The organism is Paenibacillus sp. Soil787 (assembly GCF_001429545.1).
In the GTDB taxonomy this organism is placed as follows: domain Bacteria; phylum Bacillota; class Bacilli; order Paenibacillales; family NBRC-103111; genus Paenibacillus_E.
On the sequence record NZ_LMSP01000030.1, the window covers coordinates 21,302 to 36,275 of the forward strand.

Consider the following 14,974-nt stretch of genomic DNA (forward strand, 5'->3'; position numbering starts at 1 on the left):
ACTCCTTAATTTTCGAAAATCATCCTTCTTATTATATAGCACTTGGACCTCAAAAAAAAGCCTGAAGGCTATTGATTCGCCGCAGACTTTTTTTCCGTTACTTTTTTAAATTGCGCTTCCCGCTTCTGTACGAAGTAAGTTTCGATCTTGTTCGTAAGGATGAAACCCCTTAAAACATTGGTTTTTTCCTGCGGAATGTCGATATAGCTAGCCCCATAATAGAAACCATTTTCAACCTTTTCTTTTCTTACAATTTCCATCAAACAAGGTATCGTAAAGCCCAAATCCAGCTCGACTTCGAGCTGTGAATGCTTTTGAACGATTTTATCAATCATAGCATTATTATTTATGGTAAAACCTAAGCCTAAGCCGTTAATGGATATATTTTTGATTGAGATACTTAGCGGGTTCTCAAATTGATGTTTATTCCTTTTATTCATATCCTGAAGTCCGAATAAGAGACCTGTATGTGTTACATCCACACGTGGGAATTCCTGTTTTTCTGCGAATTTCTTCCGATTTTCAGGTGGAAATGACGGAGCCGAATTCTTTGGCAACAACGGTCGTATTCATCACAAACAAGCCGCGGATTTGGTATAAACCGTCACTTTCGCTTTATCACCCAGTTGAAAGATATCGTATTCCGGTAATTCTACCTCAATAATGTCTCCGAGTGCATAGGTTAGTACGCCTGTGGCTACAAAATCATCCTTTCCCAACACAGCCTTACTATCGATCAGCACATCAGCGTCATATCCCTCCTTGCTTCCGTAATATTTCATGACGTTATACTTTAACAAAATTCCTTGCATCTCTGTACTTTTTGTTGTATGTAATGTAGAAAGATTAAATATCCACAGCTTTCCGAGTTATCCACAAACCTATCCACAGGTTGTTAACAACGGAATGAATGTTCGATTGTTATGCACATGTGGATAAAAATATACTAGCGAGGTGTCCCCCTGTGGATGAACATATCCCCTGGATGAAAGAAGCGATTCAAGAGGCTCTCAAAGCCGAAGCCATCCGAGAAGTACCCATTGGAGCTGTTGTTGTCCATCAAGGTCAAATCATCGGCCGAGGCTTTAATTTGCGTGAAACAACCCTAGATCCTCTCGCTCATGCCGAAATGATCGCCATCAAACAAGCGAGCGAGCATCTGGGGGCCTGGCGGCTTTTGGATTGCCAGCTCTATGTCACCCTAGAGCCTTGCCCGATGTGTGCGGGCGCGATTGTGCAATCGCGGATTCCGCAGGTCATCTACGGCACAATTGACCCGAAGGCCGGCTGTGCCGGAACGCTTATGAATTTGCTGCAGGAGGACCGTTTTAATCACCGTGTCGATGTCATTAGCGGTGTCTTGCAAGAAGAGTGTTCGACGATGCTGACCCAATTTTTCCGTAAATTACGCGGTAAAGCTTAGTAGTTCCTGCATCTAATTCTGCATCGCCGCTGCCAACTCAGCCAGTTTATTCATCGTATTCCAATTGCGTATTATCACCGAATCCCCAAGCTTCTTGATATTGCTCGCAAGTTTTGAATCCAGAACGCTTTGACGAAATAGAAAGTAAATGACAAACCGCCATACTCAAAAGGTTGCGCCACGAAATCCTTCGTGCTATTATAATTCTTGCTAAGCGCCCGTAGCTCAGCAGGATAGAGCAACAGTTTCCTAAACTGTAGGCCGGATGTTCGAATCATCTCGGGCGCGTATACTTTCAAAAATCAATGAAAACGCCAGGTAACGGTTACTAGCCGCTGACCTGGCGTTTATTATTTTCTAGAAATACGCTGCCTTGAAACTGGCACTATTGTTCTGGGCAATGATTACTTTTTAAAGCTGCATTCATACTTTCTTTAAATTTGTTGATATATGTCTCAAACCCATAGGGTCTGAATTGCCGTTTCCATTGTATGACTCTGCTGCATCTTGCATCTGTTTTGCGTAATTGGTCATAATATCCCGACAAATAGGTCCTGAAACAGGCGCTGTAGAAGTTGGTGCTGGTGAAGGGGACATAAGTGGAGTATTGGGAGTCGACATGTCTGTTGTATCGTTTACCTGCTGGAATCTCCACTTTTTAATATAATCGAAATCTGATGTTTTGTTCTTAAGAAATTCCTCCGCATCCGTTCGATTTATTGCTTTGGATTTCACGTTAAATGACTGAATGCTAGAGGCAAAGTCTTTTATAGGATTAGGAAAAGTAAGGTCAACATTATATTTCTCAGAATCCCACGTTACAGAGGCACCGGTTTGTTTCAATAGATAAAGTGGCACTAGGGTACGACCATCACGTATAGTAGCTGGCACATCTTCTACATGAAGCTCTTTTCCTCCAAACAAAACGTTAACGATTGGATTCCCGCTATACTCACCGTGAATACTTGATCCATGGACTACTCCAGTAAAGCAAAGAAACAAAAGAACGGTTGCAATCATCTTCTTTTTTATATTAGTCCCCTTTTTAAAATTTAACGTAAGGTCAGTCTTTAGTACTTCGACATTTGGATAGATATCCCTATTTATAACCCAAAGAACGTCATATCCTCATACTTCCGGAACAGTCGAATAAAATATGAAGGCTTGCAAACATCATCCAATCATAGCCTAGCCGCAATCGATGTTCTATAATAAAACGATAGATTTATTAGTCCTCATTTCGATTCAAGAAATTATCTGAAAGGAGCTCCCTCTTTAATGACAAGCATCAAAACTTCATCCTCCTATCGCATTCCGCTCTTCTGTGTAGTCACATTGTTGTTCTGGATGTCGATGTATACGAGCGTTCCCATTATGGCGCCTTACGTAGAATTCCTTGGCGGGAACCACCAGTTGGCCGGATGGATTGTCGGCATGTACGGGATCTCCCAAATGCTGCTGCGAATTCCCGTAGGTATCATGTCAGACCGGTTTCATAAGAGAAAGTTATTTATTACCTTTGGCCTGCTGTTCACGGCTCTAACTGGTTTAGGACTATGGATTACTCATGATTTCACATGGATCCTTATTCTCCGAGCATTGGCTGGCGCAGCCGCGGCAACCTGGGTTGATTTTACCGTATTATTTACGAGTTACTATAAGCATGAAGATTCAACGAAAGCGATCGGAACGATCTCCTTCTTTAATTCACTTGGGCAGGTTCTAGGTATTCTCGGGGCAGGATGGGCAGCAGATTCCTTCGGATGGGAGGCCGTCTTCATTTTGGGAGCTGTGCTAGGCTTGATGGGGATGCTTGGATCACTATTTCTTGTAGAAAAAGTCGAGCTCGATGCACCTAAAATTACGATGCGCGGTATCGGTGACGTTGCAACTGACCGTACGCTGCTGTTCGTTTCCTTACTCGCCATCTTGTCGCAAGTTCTCATATTCGCAACTGTTTTCGGATTTACTCCTGTTTATGCAACTCAGCTTGGAGCTGATAAATTCTCCTTGTCGATGCTTTCGTTATTTGCCAATGTACCGGTAGCGTTAGCTTCCTTATTTGGCGGGCGGCGTTGGGCTGTCAGGTACGGGGAGAAGCGTATGGTTGTATGGGGCTTTATTCTGATGGGTATTTTTACATTTACGATTCCATTTACGCATCATCTTTGGATACTGATGGTTACTCAGGCTTTTGCCGGCTTTGGTCGCGGACTTTCTTTTACCTTACTCATGGGGATGAGTATTAAACATATGCCTGCGGATAAGCGGGCAACGGCAATGGGGTTTTTCCAAGCTATTTATGGACTGGGGATGTTCATTGGTCCCGTTCTTATGGGGATAATCGGCGATTGGTTCTCTCTGAATCAGGGATTTATTGTGTTGGGTGTACTTGGCATTTTGAGCGCACTTCTGTCTCATTGGTTCGTACGAAGCACGCCTTCTATGCATCAAGCCAAATCTAGCAGTTCTACTGCGGCACTGTAAAATAGGGAACGGATCTTGAAGATTCGTTCTTTTTCTTTTTGACTACGTGCAGGGGTAACGGTGGTGGCCTTCGTCTATTCATGCGGAGAGGAGGAGAAGCATATTCAGGAACAAGCACTCGTAAAGCGCATATTGAATGGCGATGAGGCCGCATTCCGTGAGCTTGTAACAACATATCGTCACTATTTGTTCCAAACGATCTTTGCCATTGTACGCCATGCTAAGGATGCGGAAGATTTATCTCAGGATGTTTGGACCCGGATATATTTCTCCCTCCCTCAGTATCAAATGAAGGGTCTGAAAACCTGGATGACCCGCATTGCGGTGAACCGGGCTATCGATTTCAAACGATCGGCCATCAGACGAAGGGAAGAAATGACGGCTGAGATGGAAGAACCCCTCCAATCCTCTGACACTTATCCTTACACTGAGCATGGTGTGGAACATGAAGTAATGTTGAATGAGACGACTGAGCTCGTGCGTAAGAAGCTCCATCAAATCCCTGCCAATTATCATGAAGTATTAACGGCCTACTATATTCATCATCAGTCGTATCAAGATATTGCCGATGCCCACGGGGTAACTGTAAAGACGGTAGAATCCAAGCTATATAGAGCCAAGCAGTGGCTCCGCAACCATTGGAAGGAGGAGGAATTCTTGTGAACCATTATAATGAACTAGCGTGGAAGCAATACGTGGAAGAGAATCTGTCACCCGATCTTTTAAGTGAAATGGAGCTTCATCTATATCAGTGTGATGAATGCTTGACGTTATATATGACATGTTTAGAGCAAATGGAAACTATACTTCCGATCTTGGAAAGGGATATGCAAGGGTATATGGATGCCATCATTGCCCGTACGACTGGAACTAAGCGCTCTTGGTACCACTCAACCATGCTGCATTATGGTATTGCGGCAGCGGCTACACTTATCCTGGTGGCTACCGGCTTCTTTCACGGAATATCGCAGGAATTGGACTCTGCGGGTTCGTTCAAACCCCGTAGTTCTTTAAACAGCTCTTCCTCCCTACAAACAGATAAACCGATATCCGACCAATTATTAAATAAAACTCTGACGTGGCTAGACACGTTGCAAAATAAATAAACACAAGGAGGTTACACCATAAATGCCGAACAAAAGCAGCCTAGTCGCTTTCCTGCTGTCCTTCCTGCCTGGAGCAGGCCATCTATATTTGAACCGTTTATTCCGCGGGTTCCTATACGGTGGCGGGTTCTTTGGATCATTATTCCTTATTTTCATGGGAATCACTGGTTTTCACGCTCCGAGCGATTTCCTGATTGTTCTTGCCCTGATGACCGCTATGATATGGGGTGTGAATATGCTGGATATGGTTATCTACCTGCTGCGCTCACAGCCTTACCGCTTGCCTGGCTCTTATGGGTCTGAACAGCAAGAACATATTTCCTGGGACGCCAATCCTTATTCCACTCAAATGGCTGGTCAACAAGAAAAAACGAAAATTATGCTGCTCTCTTTCATCCCTGGACTGGGGCATTATCAGCTTGGGTTAATGCATAGAGGACTTACTGCGATGGTCTCCTTCTTTGGCGTTGCGATATTAGTATTCTTCGTCACCATTATGACGCATAATGAAGGCTTCGCCGCCTTTCTGTTGGCCTTGCCAGTTCTGTGGTTCTACACGATGTTTGATGCAATGAAACAACAGGGGAATAAACAAGCGGGGTTAGAGCTCCTAGATCGCAGTATTTTCGAAGACTTCCACCTTGGGGATGAGTACGGACGCAAAAACCGGACATTGGCAACAATTATCGCCATTTTTCCAGGTGCAGCTCATTTATACCTCTCTATGACGAAACGCGGTGTCCAGCTAATGGCAATCTTCCTTTTTTCCATTTATATATTGGATGTACTCCGATTGTCTCTGTTTTTATTTTTGATCCCGATTCTCTGGTTTTTTAGCTTTTTTGATGCTTTGCAAAGCATTACGAAGTACGAAAATGGTACTCTAATTGATAAACCAATCATCGAGAATTGGACGGCTTATTCACGACCCATTGGCATGGTTTTGATCTTTCTAGGCAGCTACTATGTCTTAAAAGATGTTGTTGTTCAATTTATGTATCGAATTCTACCTAGCGCAGGGAATTTTATGTATTTAATTACGAATCTCAGCCAAACCCTTATAGTAGCCCTGCTGCTGATCGGTGGCGGTGTACGTTTATTAATGAACCGTAAACAACACGTTTCAACGTTTTCGACGTTTACAAATGATGCTCATTCATCCTCGCACCAATCGAATCCGTCAATGCCTCAACAATATCTAGAAATCGACGAAAAAAAGAACCCCTAAGGGTTCTTTTTTGTCGGTGTTGATGGTTTCTTTAAAACGTGTTACACGTAAACCTTAGGAAAATCTGCTTATAAAACACGGTAAGTGTCTTTGGCACATCCCCTCCAGCCTGATTATAACAGGTAGAAAAGTCCTCTTTGCAACGGTTGTTTCCCTTTCGCTAAACGCTCCAACGGAACCACACCTCTCTGCTCACCGACAAAATATAGTATGTCCGGCTCTTCGGTTTTTAAACATTTTGTAAATTTTTTTTCTAAACGAATATTTAATGCCCGTGTCCTTGGCCTTCCCCATGAGTTCCACTAGAGTGATTCCGATTCTTTACTTTCTTCGAGCCTGATAGTGGCTTTGGACTATTATTACGATCACTATTTTTTACTGAACCGTTTTCTACCAGACTATCCCCAGCGGAATAAGATCTCTGTTTAGCCATTTAGTGGTTTCCCCTATTCTTATCATGGTTTAATGCATCTTGATGTCTATGATCATTGACCTGCTGCTGCACTTGCTGAGCCTGGTGGCTGTTAACAGGGCTAACTTCAAAATCTTTGGCTACATTCTGCAAATTTTTATCAACCGCTCTTTGTCTTGTCATTGTGAACTCCTCCTTCGCCCTCTAGGCGTGCGTTACTCTCTGCAAGGCTTGTGCGCATTCATGGATATGGCGAATGTAATCATCCACCAGAGTCTGCACAATTTCGCTAGTCTCATCAATGTGTGTTGTGCCCTGCTGCACATCGGTCAGTTCAACCTTAACCTCTCTGTCGTCCACGTAGGTGACTTTAAAATCGATCGTATAGCCTGTATGCCCTGACGCCATAATATGAACCCTCAGTGCTTGAGGATCGGCCTCATCGGCCCATACACGCGCCTGATCGGTTGCATGCAGCGTTGTTGGGAGTACCGTCATCCACTCATTTACCAATTCAGCTTGATTAATCGTTAGCTTGTCAGCTTTGCTCATAGGTAACACCTCCACATGTATAAAATGCGGAGGCCACTCGTCTTTTATCCATGTAAAAAAACAACAAAAAAAGCCACACGATTCGTGAACGAATCGCATGACTTCTTAGTTAGGGTATTACCATGGTTACGGAGAGGGTGGGATTCGAACCCACGGAGGCTTGCACCTCGGCGGTTTTCAAGACCGCTGCCTTAAACCACTCGACCACCTCTCCACGATAGGTGTCTCCTGGTGGGGAGACAACCTTGTGCAGTGACAAAAAGCATTGTAGCACATATCTCATAGGAGAATCAAGTGCTATTTTTTTGTAATCACTTTGACATTGTTCATGTAAGGAATGAGAACCTCAGGAACCTGAATCGAACCGTCAGCTTGCTGGTAATTTTCGAGAATCGCAGCCACTGTACGACCAAGCGCAAGACCTGAACCATTCAGCGTATGTACAAATTCCGGTTTCGCCTTCGCATCTCTGCGGAATCGAATATTCGCTCTGCGAGCTTGGAAGTCTTCGAAGTTACTGCAGCTAGAAATCTCACGGTACGCGCCGCTGTTAGGCAGCCATACTTCCAGATCGTACGTCTTAGCCGACGTGAAGCCGATATCCCCTGTGCAGAGTGACAACACGCGGTAAGGCAGCTTCAGGAGCTGTAGAACTCGCTCAGCATGCCCTGTAAGCCTCTCCAGCTCGTCGTAGGAGTCTTCGGGCTTAACTAATTTAACAAGCTCAATTTTGTTGAATTGATGCTGCCTGATTAAGCCGCGTGTATCTCTACCTGCAGATCCAGCTTCAGAACGGAAACAGGCACTGAACGCAACAAAATTAACAGGAAGCTGCTCGTTCGTGAGAATATCTTCCCGGTGATAATTTGTTACCGGTACTTCTGCTGTCGGAATAAGGAAGTAATCCGAATTCTCTAGTTTAAACACATCTTCCTCAAACTTGGGAAGCTGCCCTGTTCCCGTTAAACTTTCGCGGTTAACGATATAAGGAGGCAGCATCTCTTCATAACCATGCTCATCGCTGTGCAGGTCCATCATGAAGTTAATTAATGCACGCTCTAGCCTTGCGCCAAGCCCTTTGTAGAAAACGAAACGCGAACCCGTCACCTTCGCCGCAGCTTCGAAATCCAGAATGCCCAGCTCTTGCGCCACTTCCCAATGCGGCTTCACTTCGTAATCGAACTGTGGAATCTCGCCTACCCGGCGCAGTTCCACATTCTCTTCTTCCGTGCGGCCCACAGGAACGCTTGCATGGGGCATATTCGGGATGGAAAGCAAGATCTGCTGTAAGGACTCGTCCAGTAAGCGAATCTCGTCATCGAGCTCTTTAATGCGGTCTCCGACGACCTTCATTTCTTGGATCAGTTCATCCGCATTCTCGCCGGATCTTTTGCGCCCGGCTACCTCTTGGGATACCGTATTTCGGCGGTTTTTGAGCTGCTCGGTTTCTTGTAAGAGCTCTCTACGCTTCAAATCTAATTCCGTGAAGCCGTTCAACTCTTCAATTTGTTTACCGCGGTTTTGCATTGCAGCTTGCACAGCTGCCAAATCACTTCGAAGTAACTTTACATCAAACAAGGAGATTCCTCCGTTAGCGCAAAATGGTTAGAATATGGAAGCAAGCACCTTTACCGGCTATAATCCGGTGATATCAAGGTGCTTGTACCATCAATTATGCTTGTCTTTGCTTTACCATGTCTAAGAAATAGCTGTGCAGACGGAAGTCGTCTGTCAGCTCTGGGTGGAACGACGCTGCAAGGAGATGCCCTTGCTGCGCTGCAACAATCTGGCCGTCGTACGTAGCCAGTACATCAACCCCAGGTCCCACCTTCTCGATGAGTGGGGCCCGAATAAAGACTGCGCGAACGTTCTCGTCGATGCCTTTGATCGGCAAGTCCGTCTCAAAGCTTTCGCGCTGACGACCGAACGCGTTGCGAGCCACCGTGATATCCATCAGCTCAAGGTGAGCTTCCGGCTGTCCGGTGATCTCTTTCGCGATGACGATCAACCCCGCGCAGGTGCCGAAAATCGGCTTGCCCGCGGCGGAAAAATCCTTCAGCGCATCAATGAAACCATAGGTGCGCATTAACTTGCCGATTGTCGTACTCTCTCCACCTGGTAGGATAATGCCATCAAGATCTGCTAACTGCTCGGTTCGTTTGACAACGACACCTTCAGCGCCAGCCTTCTCGATCCCACGAATATGTTCTGCTACCGCGCCTTGCAGCGCGAGAACTCCAACCTTCGTCATTACCAGCCGCGCTCCTGCATACGCTCGGAAGCTTGCAGCTTGGAAATTTCGATTCCCTTCATAGGGGCACCTAGGTTTTTGGAGATTTCTGCAATCAATTTATAGTCTGTGTAGTGAGTTACGGCTTCAACAATCGCTTTCGCGAATTTCTCAGGGTTGTCGGATTTGAAAATACCAGATCCAACAAATACACCGTCAGAACCAAGGTGCATCATAAGCGCTGCGTCTGCAGGTGTGGAAACACCGCCAGCTGCAAAGTTAACCACAGGCAATTTACCTGTTTCGTGAACTTGTAGAAGCAACTCATAAGGAGCGCCAAGTGTTTTCGCTTCAAACATCAATTCATCCTTGGACATCCCTTGGATTTTGCGAATTTGACCTTGAATTGTACGCATATGACGAACAGCTTCTACGATATTACCAGTTCCTGGCTCACCTTTGGTACGAAGCATGGAAGCACCTTCACCGATACGACGCAAAGCTTCACCAAGATCTCGGCAGCCACATACGAAAGGAACCGTAAAATCACGTTTGTTAATGTGGAATACTTCATCCGCAGGTGTAAGTACTTCACTCTCATCGATATAGTCAACGCCTAGGGATTCAAGAATTTTCGCTTCAACGAAGTGTCCAATTCTTGCTTTCGCCATGACTGGAATGGATACGACTCTCATCACATCTTCAACAATTGAAGGGTCAGCCATACGGGATACGCCACCAGCTGCACGAATATCAGCAGGTACTCGCTCTAGCGCCATAATAGCGGACGCGCCAGCTGCTTCTGCGATTTTAGCTTGCTCGGCGTTCATAACGTCCATGATGACGCCGCCTTTTTGCATTTCGGCCATACCAGTTTTAACGCGGGAAGTTCCTGTTTCCATTCTTTATTTCCTCCTATAGCTTGTATGCCAATTTCATGCAGTTTCCTACACGATTCGATAGTAAATCTTCTAAACAATTATTTTACATGAAGGAGGGTTAATATACAACCCATTTTCTGGTCTAGGAACCGCCTTTAATCCCTTTAAACATATCGCTGAAGAAGTTTTTGAAGGAGCGGAACAAGAGACGAATCCAGCTACCTTTTTTTACATCATCATTAGCGATTAGATCTACTGTTTTATCTTGTCCATTGTAGCTTACCTTCACTTTACCGAGCGTATCGCCCTTCGTAATTGGTGCTACGAGCTTGCTCTCTTCAAGCGGCTCCGCCGTAATTTTAAAATCAGTATCCTTCGCACCTTTTCGGGTAACGAACGTCATTCCCGTTTTTGTCACGAGAGGCACTTGTGTTTGAACGCCTTTCTTAATGTTTACGATTTTCAAAGAATCTATTTCCTGCTTCGCATTAAGGAAAGGTTTTATTTCGAAATTATTGAATCCATAATCGAGCAGCTTTCTCGTTTCGTTGAAGCGCTCTGGTTCTGTTTTGGTACCCATAACAACGGAGATTAGACGCATTCCGTTTCGTTCAGCAGTCCCTGTAAAACAGTACCCTGCATCATCAGTAGAACCTGTTTTCAAACCGTCCAATCCTGGATAAGCATACTTTTTCAAATTGGTGTTGCTCTGATTTCCTTCTAACATCCAATTCCAATTGATCATAGGCGTTTTATCCGTAGCTCTTAGTTTTAAAGATGGAATTTTCGTAAATTCAAGAATTTCCTTATGATCTTTTAGGATATTATAGGCTAGAATGCCGGCATCTCGCGCAGTCATTTTGGTTTCACCTTCAATTGATGCAGGCGGATTCTTGAGATCGGCACGTGAAAGCCCAGTAGCACTAATGAAATGAGCTTTATCCGACATACCAAGTTGCTTAGCTTTTTCATTCATCATTTTTGCAAAATTCTCTTCCGTACCTCCGATTAATTCAGCAAAAGCCACGGAAGCATCATTCGCAGAGTAGATGGACATCGCATTAAACATATCTTTGAAGGTCAGTGTTTCATTTTCAGCGATCAGTTGTCCAGAACCAATCACGTCTGCAGCATTTTTGCTTGCTGTCACTTGCGAATCCCACTTGAATTTACCTTCTTTAATACTTTCCATAGCCAGATACTCGGTCATCATTTTGGCCATACTAGCTGGCGGGAAAGCTTCATCCGCATTTAATTCATAGAGTACAGCTCCTGTGCTTGCTTCCATAATAATCGCAGATTTAGCTGCTGGTTTAGGTTCATTAAGTGCTGGCGTTGGTGCCGTTGAGGCCGCTGGGGCTACTGGTGCTGTCGTGGCTGCTGGTGCTTTGGTATCCGCGGCATATGTTGGTTGTATATGTAAAAGTAAGGATTGAGCGATTAAACTAACACCTAACACCAAAGCAACCTTTTTCTTAGTAAAACTTAAAAATCTCACAATTTCACTCTCCCTAGTGATGTAATAACACGTTATATTGTACCACACACCATTAGACAAAAAAAAGAAGACGCAGGTTCATTTCCCACGCCTCCAAATTCATCCATATTGTGACAATTACAACGAGTAATTAGGTGCTTCTTTGGTAATTTGAATATCATGCGGATGACTTTCTTTTAAACCTGCACCGGTAATTCTAATAAACTGGGTGTCGTTAATAAGTTCTGGAATGTTGCGGGCACCACAGTACCCCATACCTGAACGAAGACCGCCTACTAGTTGATACACGGTATCCGCCATAGGCCCTTTATACGCTACACGACCCTCGATACCCTCAGGAACAAGCTTGCTCTCGTTCTCTTGGAAATAACGGTCCTTACTGCCTTCCTTCATCGCCCCTAAGGAGCCCATACCCCGATACACCTTGAATTTACGCCCTTGGAAAATTTCCGATTCACCAGGACTCTCATCCGTTCCAGCAAAAAGACTACCGATCATAACCGCACTGGCCCCGGCCGCGATCGCTTTGACAACATCACCGGAGTACTTGATTCCGCCATCTGCGATAATAGGGACTCCAAACTCTGCTGCAGCTTGCGCACAATCATAGATAGCTGTAATTTGAGGAACACCAATCCCTGCAATAACCCTTGTTGTACAAATGGATCCAGGCCCAATACCAACCTTCACCATGGATGCTCCAGCCTTAATGAGATCACGTGTACCGTCACCAGTGGCTACGTTTCCTGCGATGATAGGCAGCTCCGGATATTGTGCTCTAAGCTTTTTAACAGTTTCTGCAATATTAATGTGATGACCATGCGCAGAATCTACGACAATCACGTCGATGCCTGCTTTTACAAGAGCTGCAGCTCTCTCCATAACGTCCTTCGCAACACCTACAGCTGCGCCTACGAGTAAGCGACCCTGTGCATCCTTAGCGGAGTTAGGGAACTGAATGGCCTTTTCAATATCTTTAATCGTAATTAAGCCTTTAAGCTCAAAATTTTCATCGACCAAAGGCAGTTTCTCAATTTTATGCTTTTGAAGAATACCTTCCGCTTGCTGAAGCGTAGTTCCCACAGGAGCTGTAACCAGATCTTCTTGGGTCATTACTTCTTTGATTTTGATGGAATAATCATGTACAAAGCGCAAGTCGCGGTTCGTCAAAATCCCCACCAGCCTGTTCGCTTCATTCACAATCGGAACACCAGATATGCGGTATTTCGCCATCAGCTCTTCTGCGTCATATACATGATGCTCTGGTGTAAGTGAGAAAGGATTCGTGATAACACCGCTCTCTGATCTCTTAACACGGTCAACATGCTCAGCTTGAAGTTCGATGGTCATATTCTTATGAATAATCCCGATACCGCCTTCTCGTGCCATTGCAATCGCAAGCGCTGATTCCGTAACAGTATCCATAGCAGAGCTAATAAACGGGATATTTAATTTCACATGAGGCGCGAGCACAGTTGAAACGTCGATCTCCTTACCGAACACTTCAGACTTTCTCGGCACCAACAATACATCATCAAATGTTAAACCTTCCTTACCAAACTTGTCTTCCCTCACAACACGTATTCCTCCTTAGAGCTTTCTATAAAAGAAAGCTTTGTTCGAATGAATCTTCTCATTCGTTTTGTTATATGATTGCAATCTTAACAAAAGCCTATTTTTCGTGTCAAGGAAAAGGACAAGTCTACCCGATAACCACCGACCTGAATAAGTCAATTCCGTTAACGATAAGAATACGTGCTGCTCGAATTCCACAATAAAAATTGTTCCACGCCTTGTTCTTTTGCCGCTTTTATTTGCTCTTTAACATCAATAGTCCCATATTTCTTATGGGGTTTCACCCAAGTAGCAGTAAAATCTTGATACCACGGTCTAATTTCTGCAATATGGCTATCTGACTTTGCTAAAAGCTGATTCTTCCCATTTGCATCGCTGATCGCTTTACGAATAACCGCATAGGGCTGTAGATCTGGATTCTTAATCCCATATTCCCCACTAGAATAATGGGAGGGATACAACATAGGTGAAATATAATCAACTTGCTTACTAATCATCGACCAATTTTGTCCAATACCCATATCATTATCAGACGAAGTTGTTAACCCAAAGACATCAGCAGATAAATAAGCTTGTCCACCAATTTGTTCTTTTGCTTTTTTGAGGAAATTCTCGATTACCTGCGCTTTCGCCCAATTATTGGGGTTATCGAATTTGACCTCCTGATCCACTTTCTTGCCGTTCTCAGGAAATCTCACATAATCAAACTGGATTTCATCAAAACCTAATAAAGCTGCTTCCTTAGCAACTTGAATATTATAATCCCACACTTGTTCCTTATAGGGATCCACCCAAGCCGTTCCTTTACTATCCTTCCACACGTTACCCGCATGATTCGTCATTGCATAATCACTTTTTTTTATGCTTAAATAGGGATCTTTAAAAACAACGACTCGCGCAATCGAATATATGTGCTTCTCCTTTAACCTTAGAAGCATGGCTTTCAGATCACGAATAATAACATGGCTATTAGCCCCTATCTCATTCACCAAAGGAACGGTCGATGGATATGTAACTTGTCCCGAATCGTTCTTAATATCGATAACCATCGCATTCAGATCGGTTTGATCCACTAGGTCGATCAGCTGCTCAAATTTATTGCCTACAGCTGACCAGGCTGATACGTAAATCCCTTTAACGACCTGCTTTTCAGGTCTTTGAGGCGAGTTCTTAACCTCATCTGAAGATAGTTGCTTCGCTTCTTTAATTGAGATAGGCAATGTCTTCCCTAAAGTATTTGAAGCGCCTAGCGGATTTGCAGCATCCTTGATCGAGTCCATCTTAGCTGAGCAGCCACTTACCATCTGTATCACTAAGAAACCAAGAAACAAAACTCGCAAACTTCTCCTGTTGATCGATGCACCCATACCAATCCCTCCTCATAGGGCTAGTATGGTTTAATATGTCGTATTGTACTGATGTAAAAAAAGAGTCTTTCTGGAATTTCTTCCAAAAAGACTCATTTTAAGTGCTTGGCAACGTTCTACTCTCCCAGAACCCTGCGGTTCAAGTACCATCGACGCTGGAGGGCTTAACGGTCGTGTTCGAGATGGGAACGCGTGGGTCCCCTCCGCCATCATCA

At 44.3% G+C, this 14,974-nt stretch carries 17 protein-coding genes, 2 tRNA genes and 1 rRNA gene; 6 read left to right on the top strand and 14 right to left on the bottom strand.

The genetic code is table 11. From position 1 onward, the window contains the following. Positions 1 to 68: 68 nt before the first annotated feature. Together ASG93_RS23305 and ASG93_RS23310 are read right to left on the bottom strand one after the other, a co-directional pair. Positions 69 to 482 (bottom strand): PilZ domain-containing protein, encoded by a 414-nt coding sequence (locus ASG93_RS23305; protein ID WP_056835785.1) that lies wholly within the window; start codon positions 480 to 482, stop codon positions 69 to 71. A gap of 90 nt (positions 483 to 572) precedes the next feature. Next, complete coding sequence (locus ASG93_RS23310) at positions 573 to 800, bottom strand: hypothetical protein (protein WP_156411012.1); 228 nt, start codon at positions 798 to 800, stop codon at positions 573 to 575. Positions 801 to 985: 185 nt separating this feature from the next. Between ASG93_RS23310 and tadA the strand changes: the two genes are divergently transcribed. Together tadA and ASG93_RS23320 are read left to right on the top strand one after the other, a co-directional pair. Then, positions 986 to 1,423 (top strand): tRNA adenosine(34) deaminase TadA, encoded by a 438-nt coding sequence (gene tadA, locus ASG93_RS23315; protein WP_235550956.1) that lies wholly within the window; start codon positions 986 to 988, stop codon positions 1,421 to 1,423. A gap of 214 nt (positions 1,424 to 1,637) precedes the next feature. Further along, positions 1,638 to 1,711: transfer RNA gene (locus ASG93_RS23320), tRNA-Arg, on the top strand. Positions 1,712 to 1,846: 135 nt separating this feature from the next. Here ASG93_RS23320 and ASG93_RS23325 read toward each other — a convergent pair. After that, positions 1,847 to 2,443: a stalk domain-containing protein gene (locus ASG93_RS23325; RefSeq protein WP_056835790.1), complete on the bottom strand. Its 597-nt coding sequence runs from the start codon at positions 2,441 to 2,443 to the stop codon at positions 1,847 to 1,849. 258 nt (positions 2,444 to 2,701) lie between these two features. Between ASG93_RS23325 and ASG93_RS23330 the strand changes: the two genes are divergently transcribed. The 4 genes from ASG93_RS23330 (at position 2,702) to ASG93_RS23345 (ending at position 6,244) form a co-directional block, all read left to right on the top strand. Next, the gene (locus ASG93_RS23330; protein ID WP_056835792.1) at positions 2,702 to 3,910 is read left to right on the top strand and encodes an MFS transporter; all 1,209 of its coding nucleotides are present in this window, start codon (positions 2,702 to 2,704) and stop codon (positions 3,908 to 3,910) included. A gap of 63 nt (positions 3,911 to 3,973) precedes the next feature. Beyond that, positions 3,974 to 4,573 (top strand): RNA polymerase sigma factor, encoded by a 600-nt coding sequence (locus ASG93_RS23335; RefSeq protein ID WP_235550953.1) that lies wholly within the window; start codon positions 3,974 to 3,976, stop codon positions 4,571 to 4,573. Then, positions 4,570 to 5,016 carry a hypothetical protein gene (locus ASG93_RS23340; protein ID WP_056835794.1) on the top strand — a complete coding sequence of 149 codons (447 nt, stop codon included), beginning with the start codon at positions 4,570 to 4,572 and terminating at the stop codon, positions 5,014 to 5,016. The genes ASG93_RS23335 and ASG93_RS23340 overlap by 4 nt, the downstream gene beginning before the upstream one ends. A 22-nt stretch (positions 5,017 to 5,038) precedes the next feature. Then, entirely contained in the window at positions 5,039 to 6,244 is a 1,206-nt protein-coding gene (locus ASG93_RS23345; protein WP_056835796.1) for a hypothetical protein, read from the top strand. A gap of 265 nt (positions 6,245 to 6,509) precedes the next feature. Here ASG93_RS23345 and ASG93_RS34435 read toward each other — a convergent pair whose 3' ends face one another. The 11 genes from ASG93_RS34435 to rrf all read right to left on the bottom strand — a co-directional run. After that, entirely contained in the window at positions 6,510 to 6,677 is a 168-nt protein-coding gene (locus ASG93_RS34435) for a small acid-soluble spore protein P (RefSeq protein ID WP_082615047.1), read from the bottom strand. Further along, the gene (locus ASG93_RS35980; protein ID WP_200984519.1) at positions 6,678 to 6,839 is read right to left on the bottom strand and encodes a hypothetical protein; all 162 of its coding nucleotides are present in this window, start codon (positions 6,837 to 6,839) and stop codon (positions 6,678 to 6,680) included. 21 nt (positions 6,840 to 6,860) lie between these two features. Beyond that, the gene (locus ASG93_RS23350) at positions 6,861 to 7,208 is read right to left on the bottom strand and encodes a hypothetical protein (RefSeq protein WP_056835799.1); all 348 of its coding nucleotides are present in this window, start codon (positions 7,206 to 7,208) and stop codon (positions 6,861 to 6,863) included. Between the two features lie 129 nt (positions 7,209 to 7,337). Next, positions 7,338 to 7,422 (bottom strand) — tRNA-Ser (locus tag ASG93_RS23355). Between the two features lie 83 nt (positions 7,423 to 7,505). Next, complete coding sequence (gene serS, locus ASG93_RS23360; protein ID WP_047682200.1) at positions 7,506 to 8,786, bottom strand: serine--tRNA ligase; 1,281 nt, start codon at positions 8,784 to 8,786, stop codon at positions 7,506 to 7,508. Between the two features lie 94 nt (positions 8,787 to 8,880). Next, positions 8,881 to 9,459, bottom strand: a complete 579-nt coding sequence (gene pdxT / locus ASG93_RS23365; protein WP_056835801.1) for a pyridoxal 5'-phosphate synthase glutaminase subunit PdxT — start codon at positions 9,457 to 9,459, stop codon at positions 8,881 to 8,883. Next, entirely contained in the window at positions 9,459 to 10,340 is an 882-nt protein-coding gene (gene pdxS / locus ASG93_RS23370) for a pyridoxal 5'-phosphate synthase lyase subunit PdxS (RefSeq protein WP_029195693.1), read from the bottom strand. Before pdxS ends, pdxT begins: the two co-directional genes overlap by 1 nt. A gap of 121 nt (positions 10,341 to 10,461) precedes the next feature. Further along, positions 10,462 to 11,817, bottom strand: a complete 1,356-nt coding sequence (locus ASG93_RS23375) for a D-alanyl-D-alanine carboxypeptidase family protein (protein ID WP_056835803.1) — start codon at positions 11,815 to 11,817, stop codon at positions 10,462 to 10,464. 117 nt (positions 11,818 to 11,934) lie between these two features. Beyond that, positions 11,935 to 13,392 carry an IMP dehydrogenase gene (gene guaB / locus ASG93_RS23380; RefSeq protein ID WP_056835806.1) on the bottom strand — a complete coding sequence of 486 codons (1,458 nt, stop codon included), beginning with the start codon at positions 13,390 to 13,392 and terminating at the stop codon, positions 11,935 to 11,937. Between the two features lie 164 nt (positions 13,393 to 13,556). Beyond that, positions 13,557 to 14,759 (bottom strand): putative glycoside hydrolase, encoded by a 1,203-nt coding sequence (locus ASG93_RS23385; protein ID WP_235550954.1) that lies wholly within the window; start codon positions 14,757 to 14,759, stop codon positions 13,557 to 13,559. 103 nt (positions 14,760 to 14,862) lie between these two features. Continuing rightward, positions 14,863 to 14,974, bottom strand: a 5S ribosomal RNA gene (gene rrf / locus ASG93_RS23390); the annotation flags it as partial.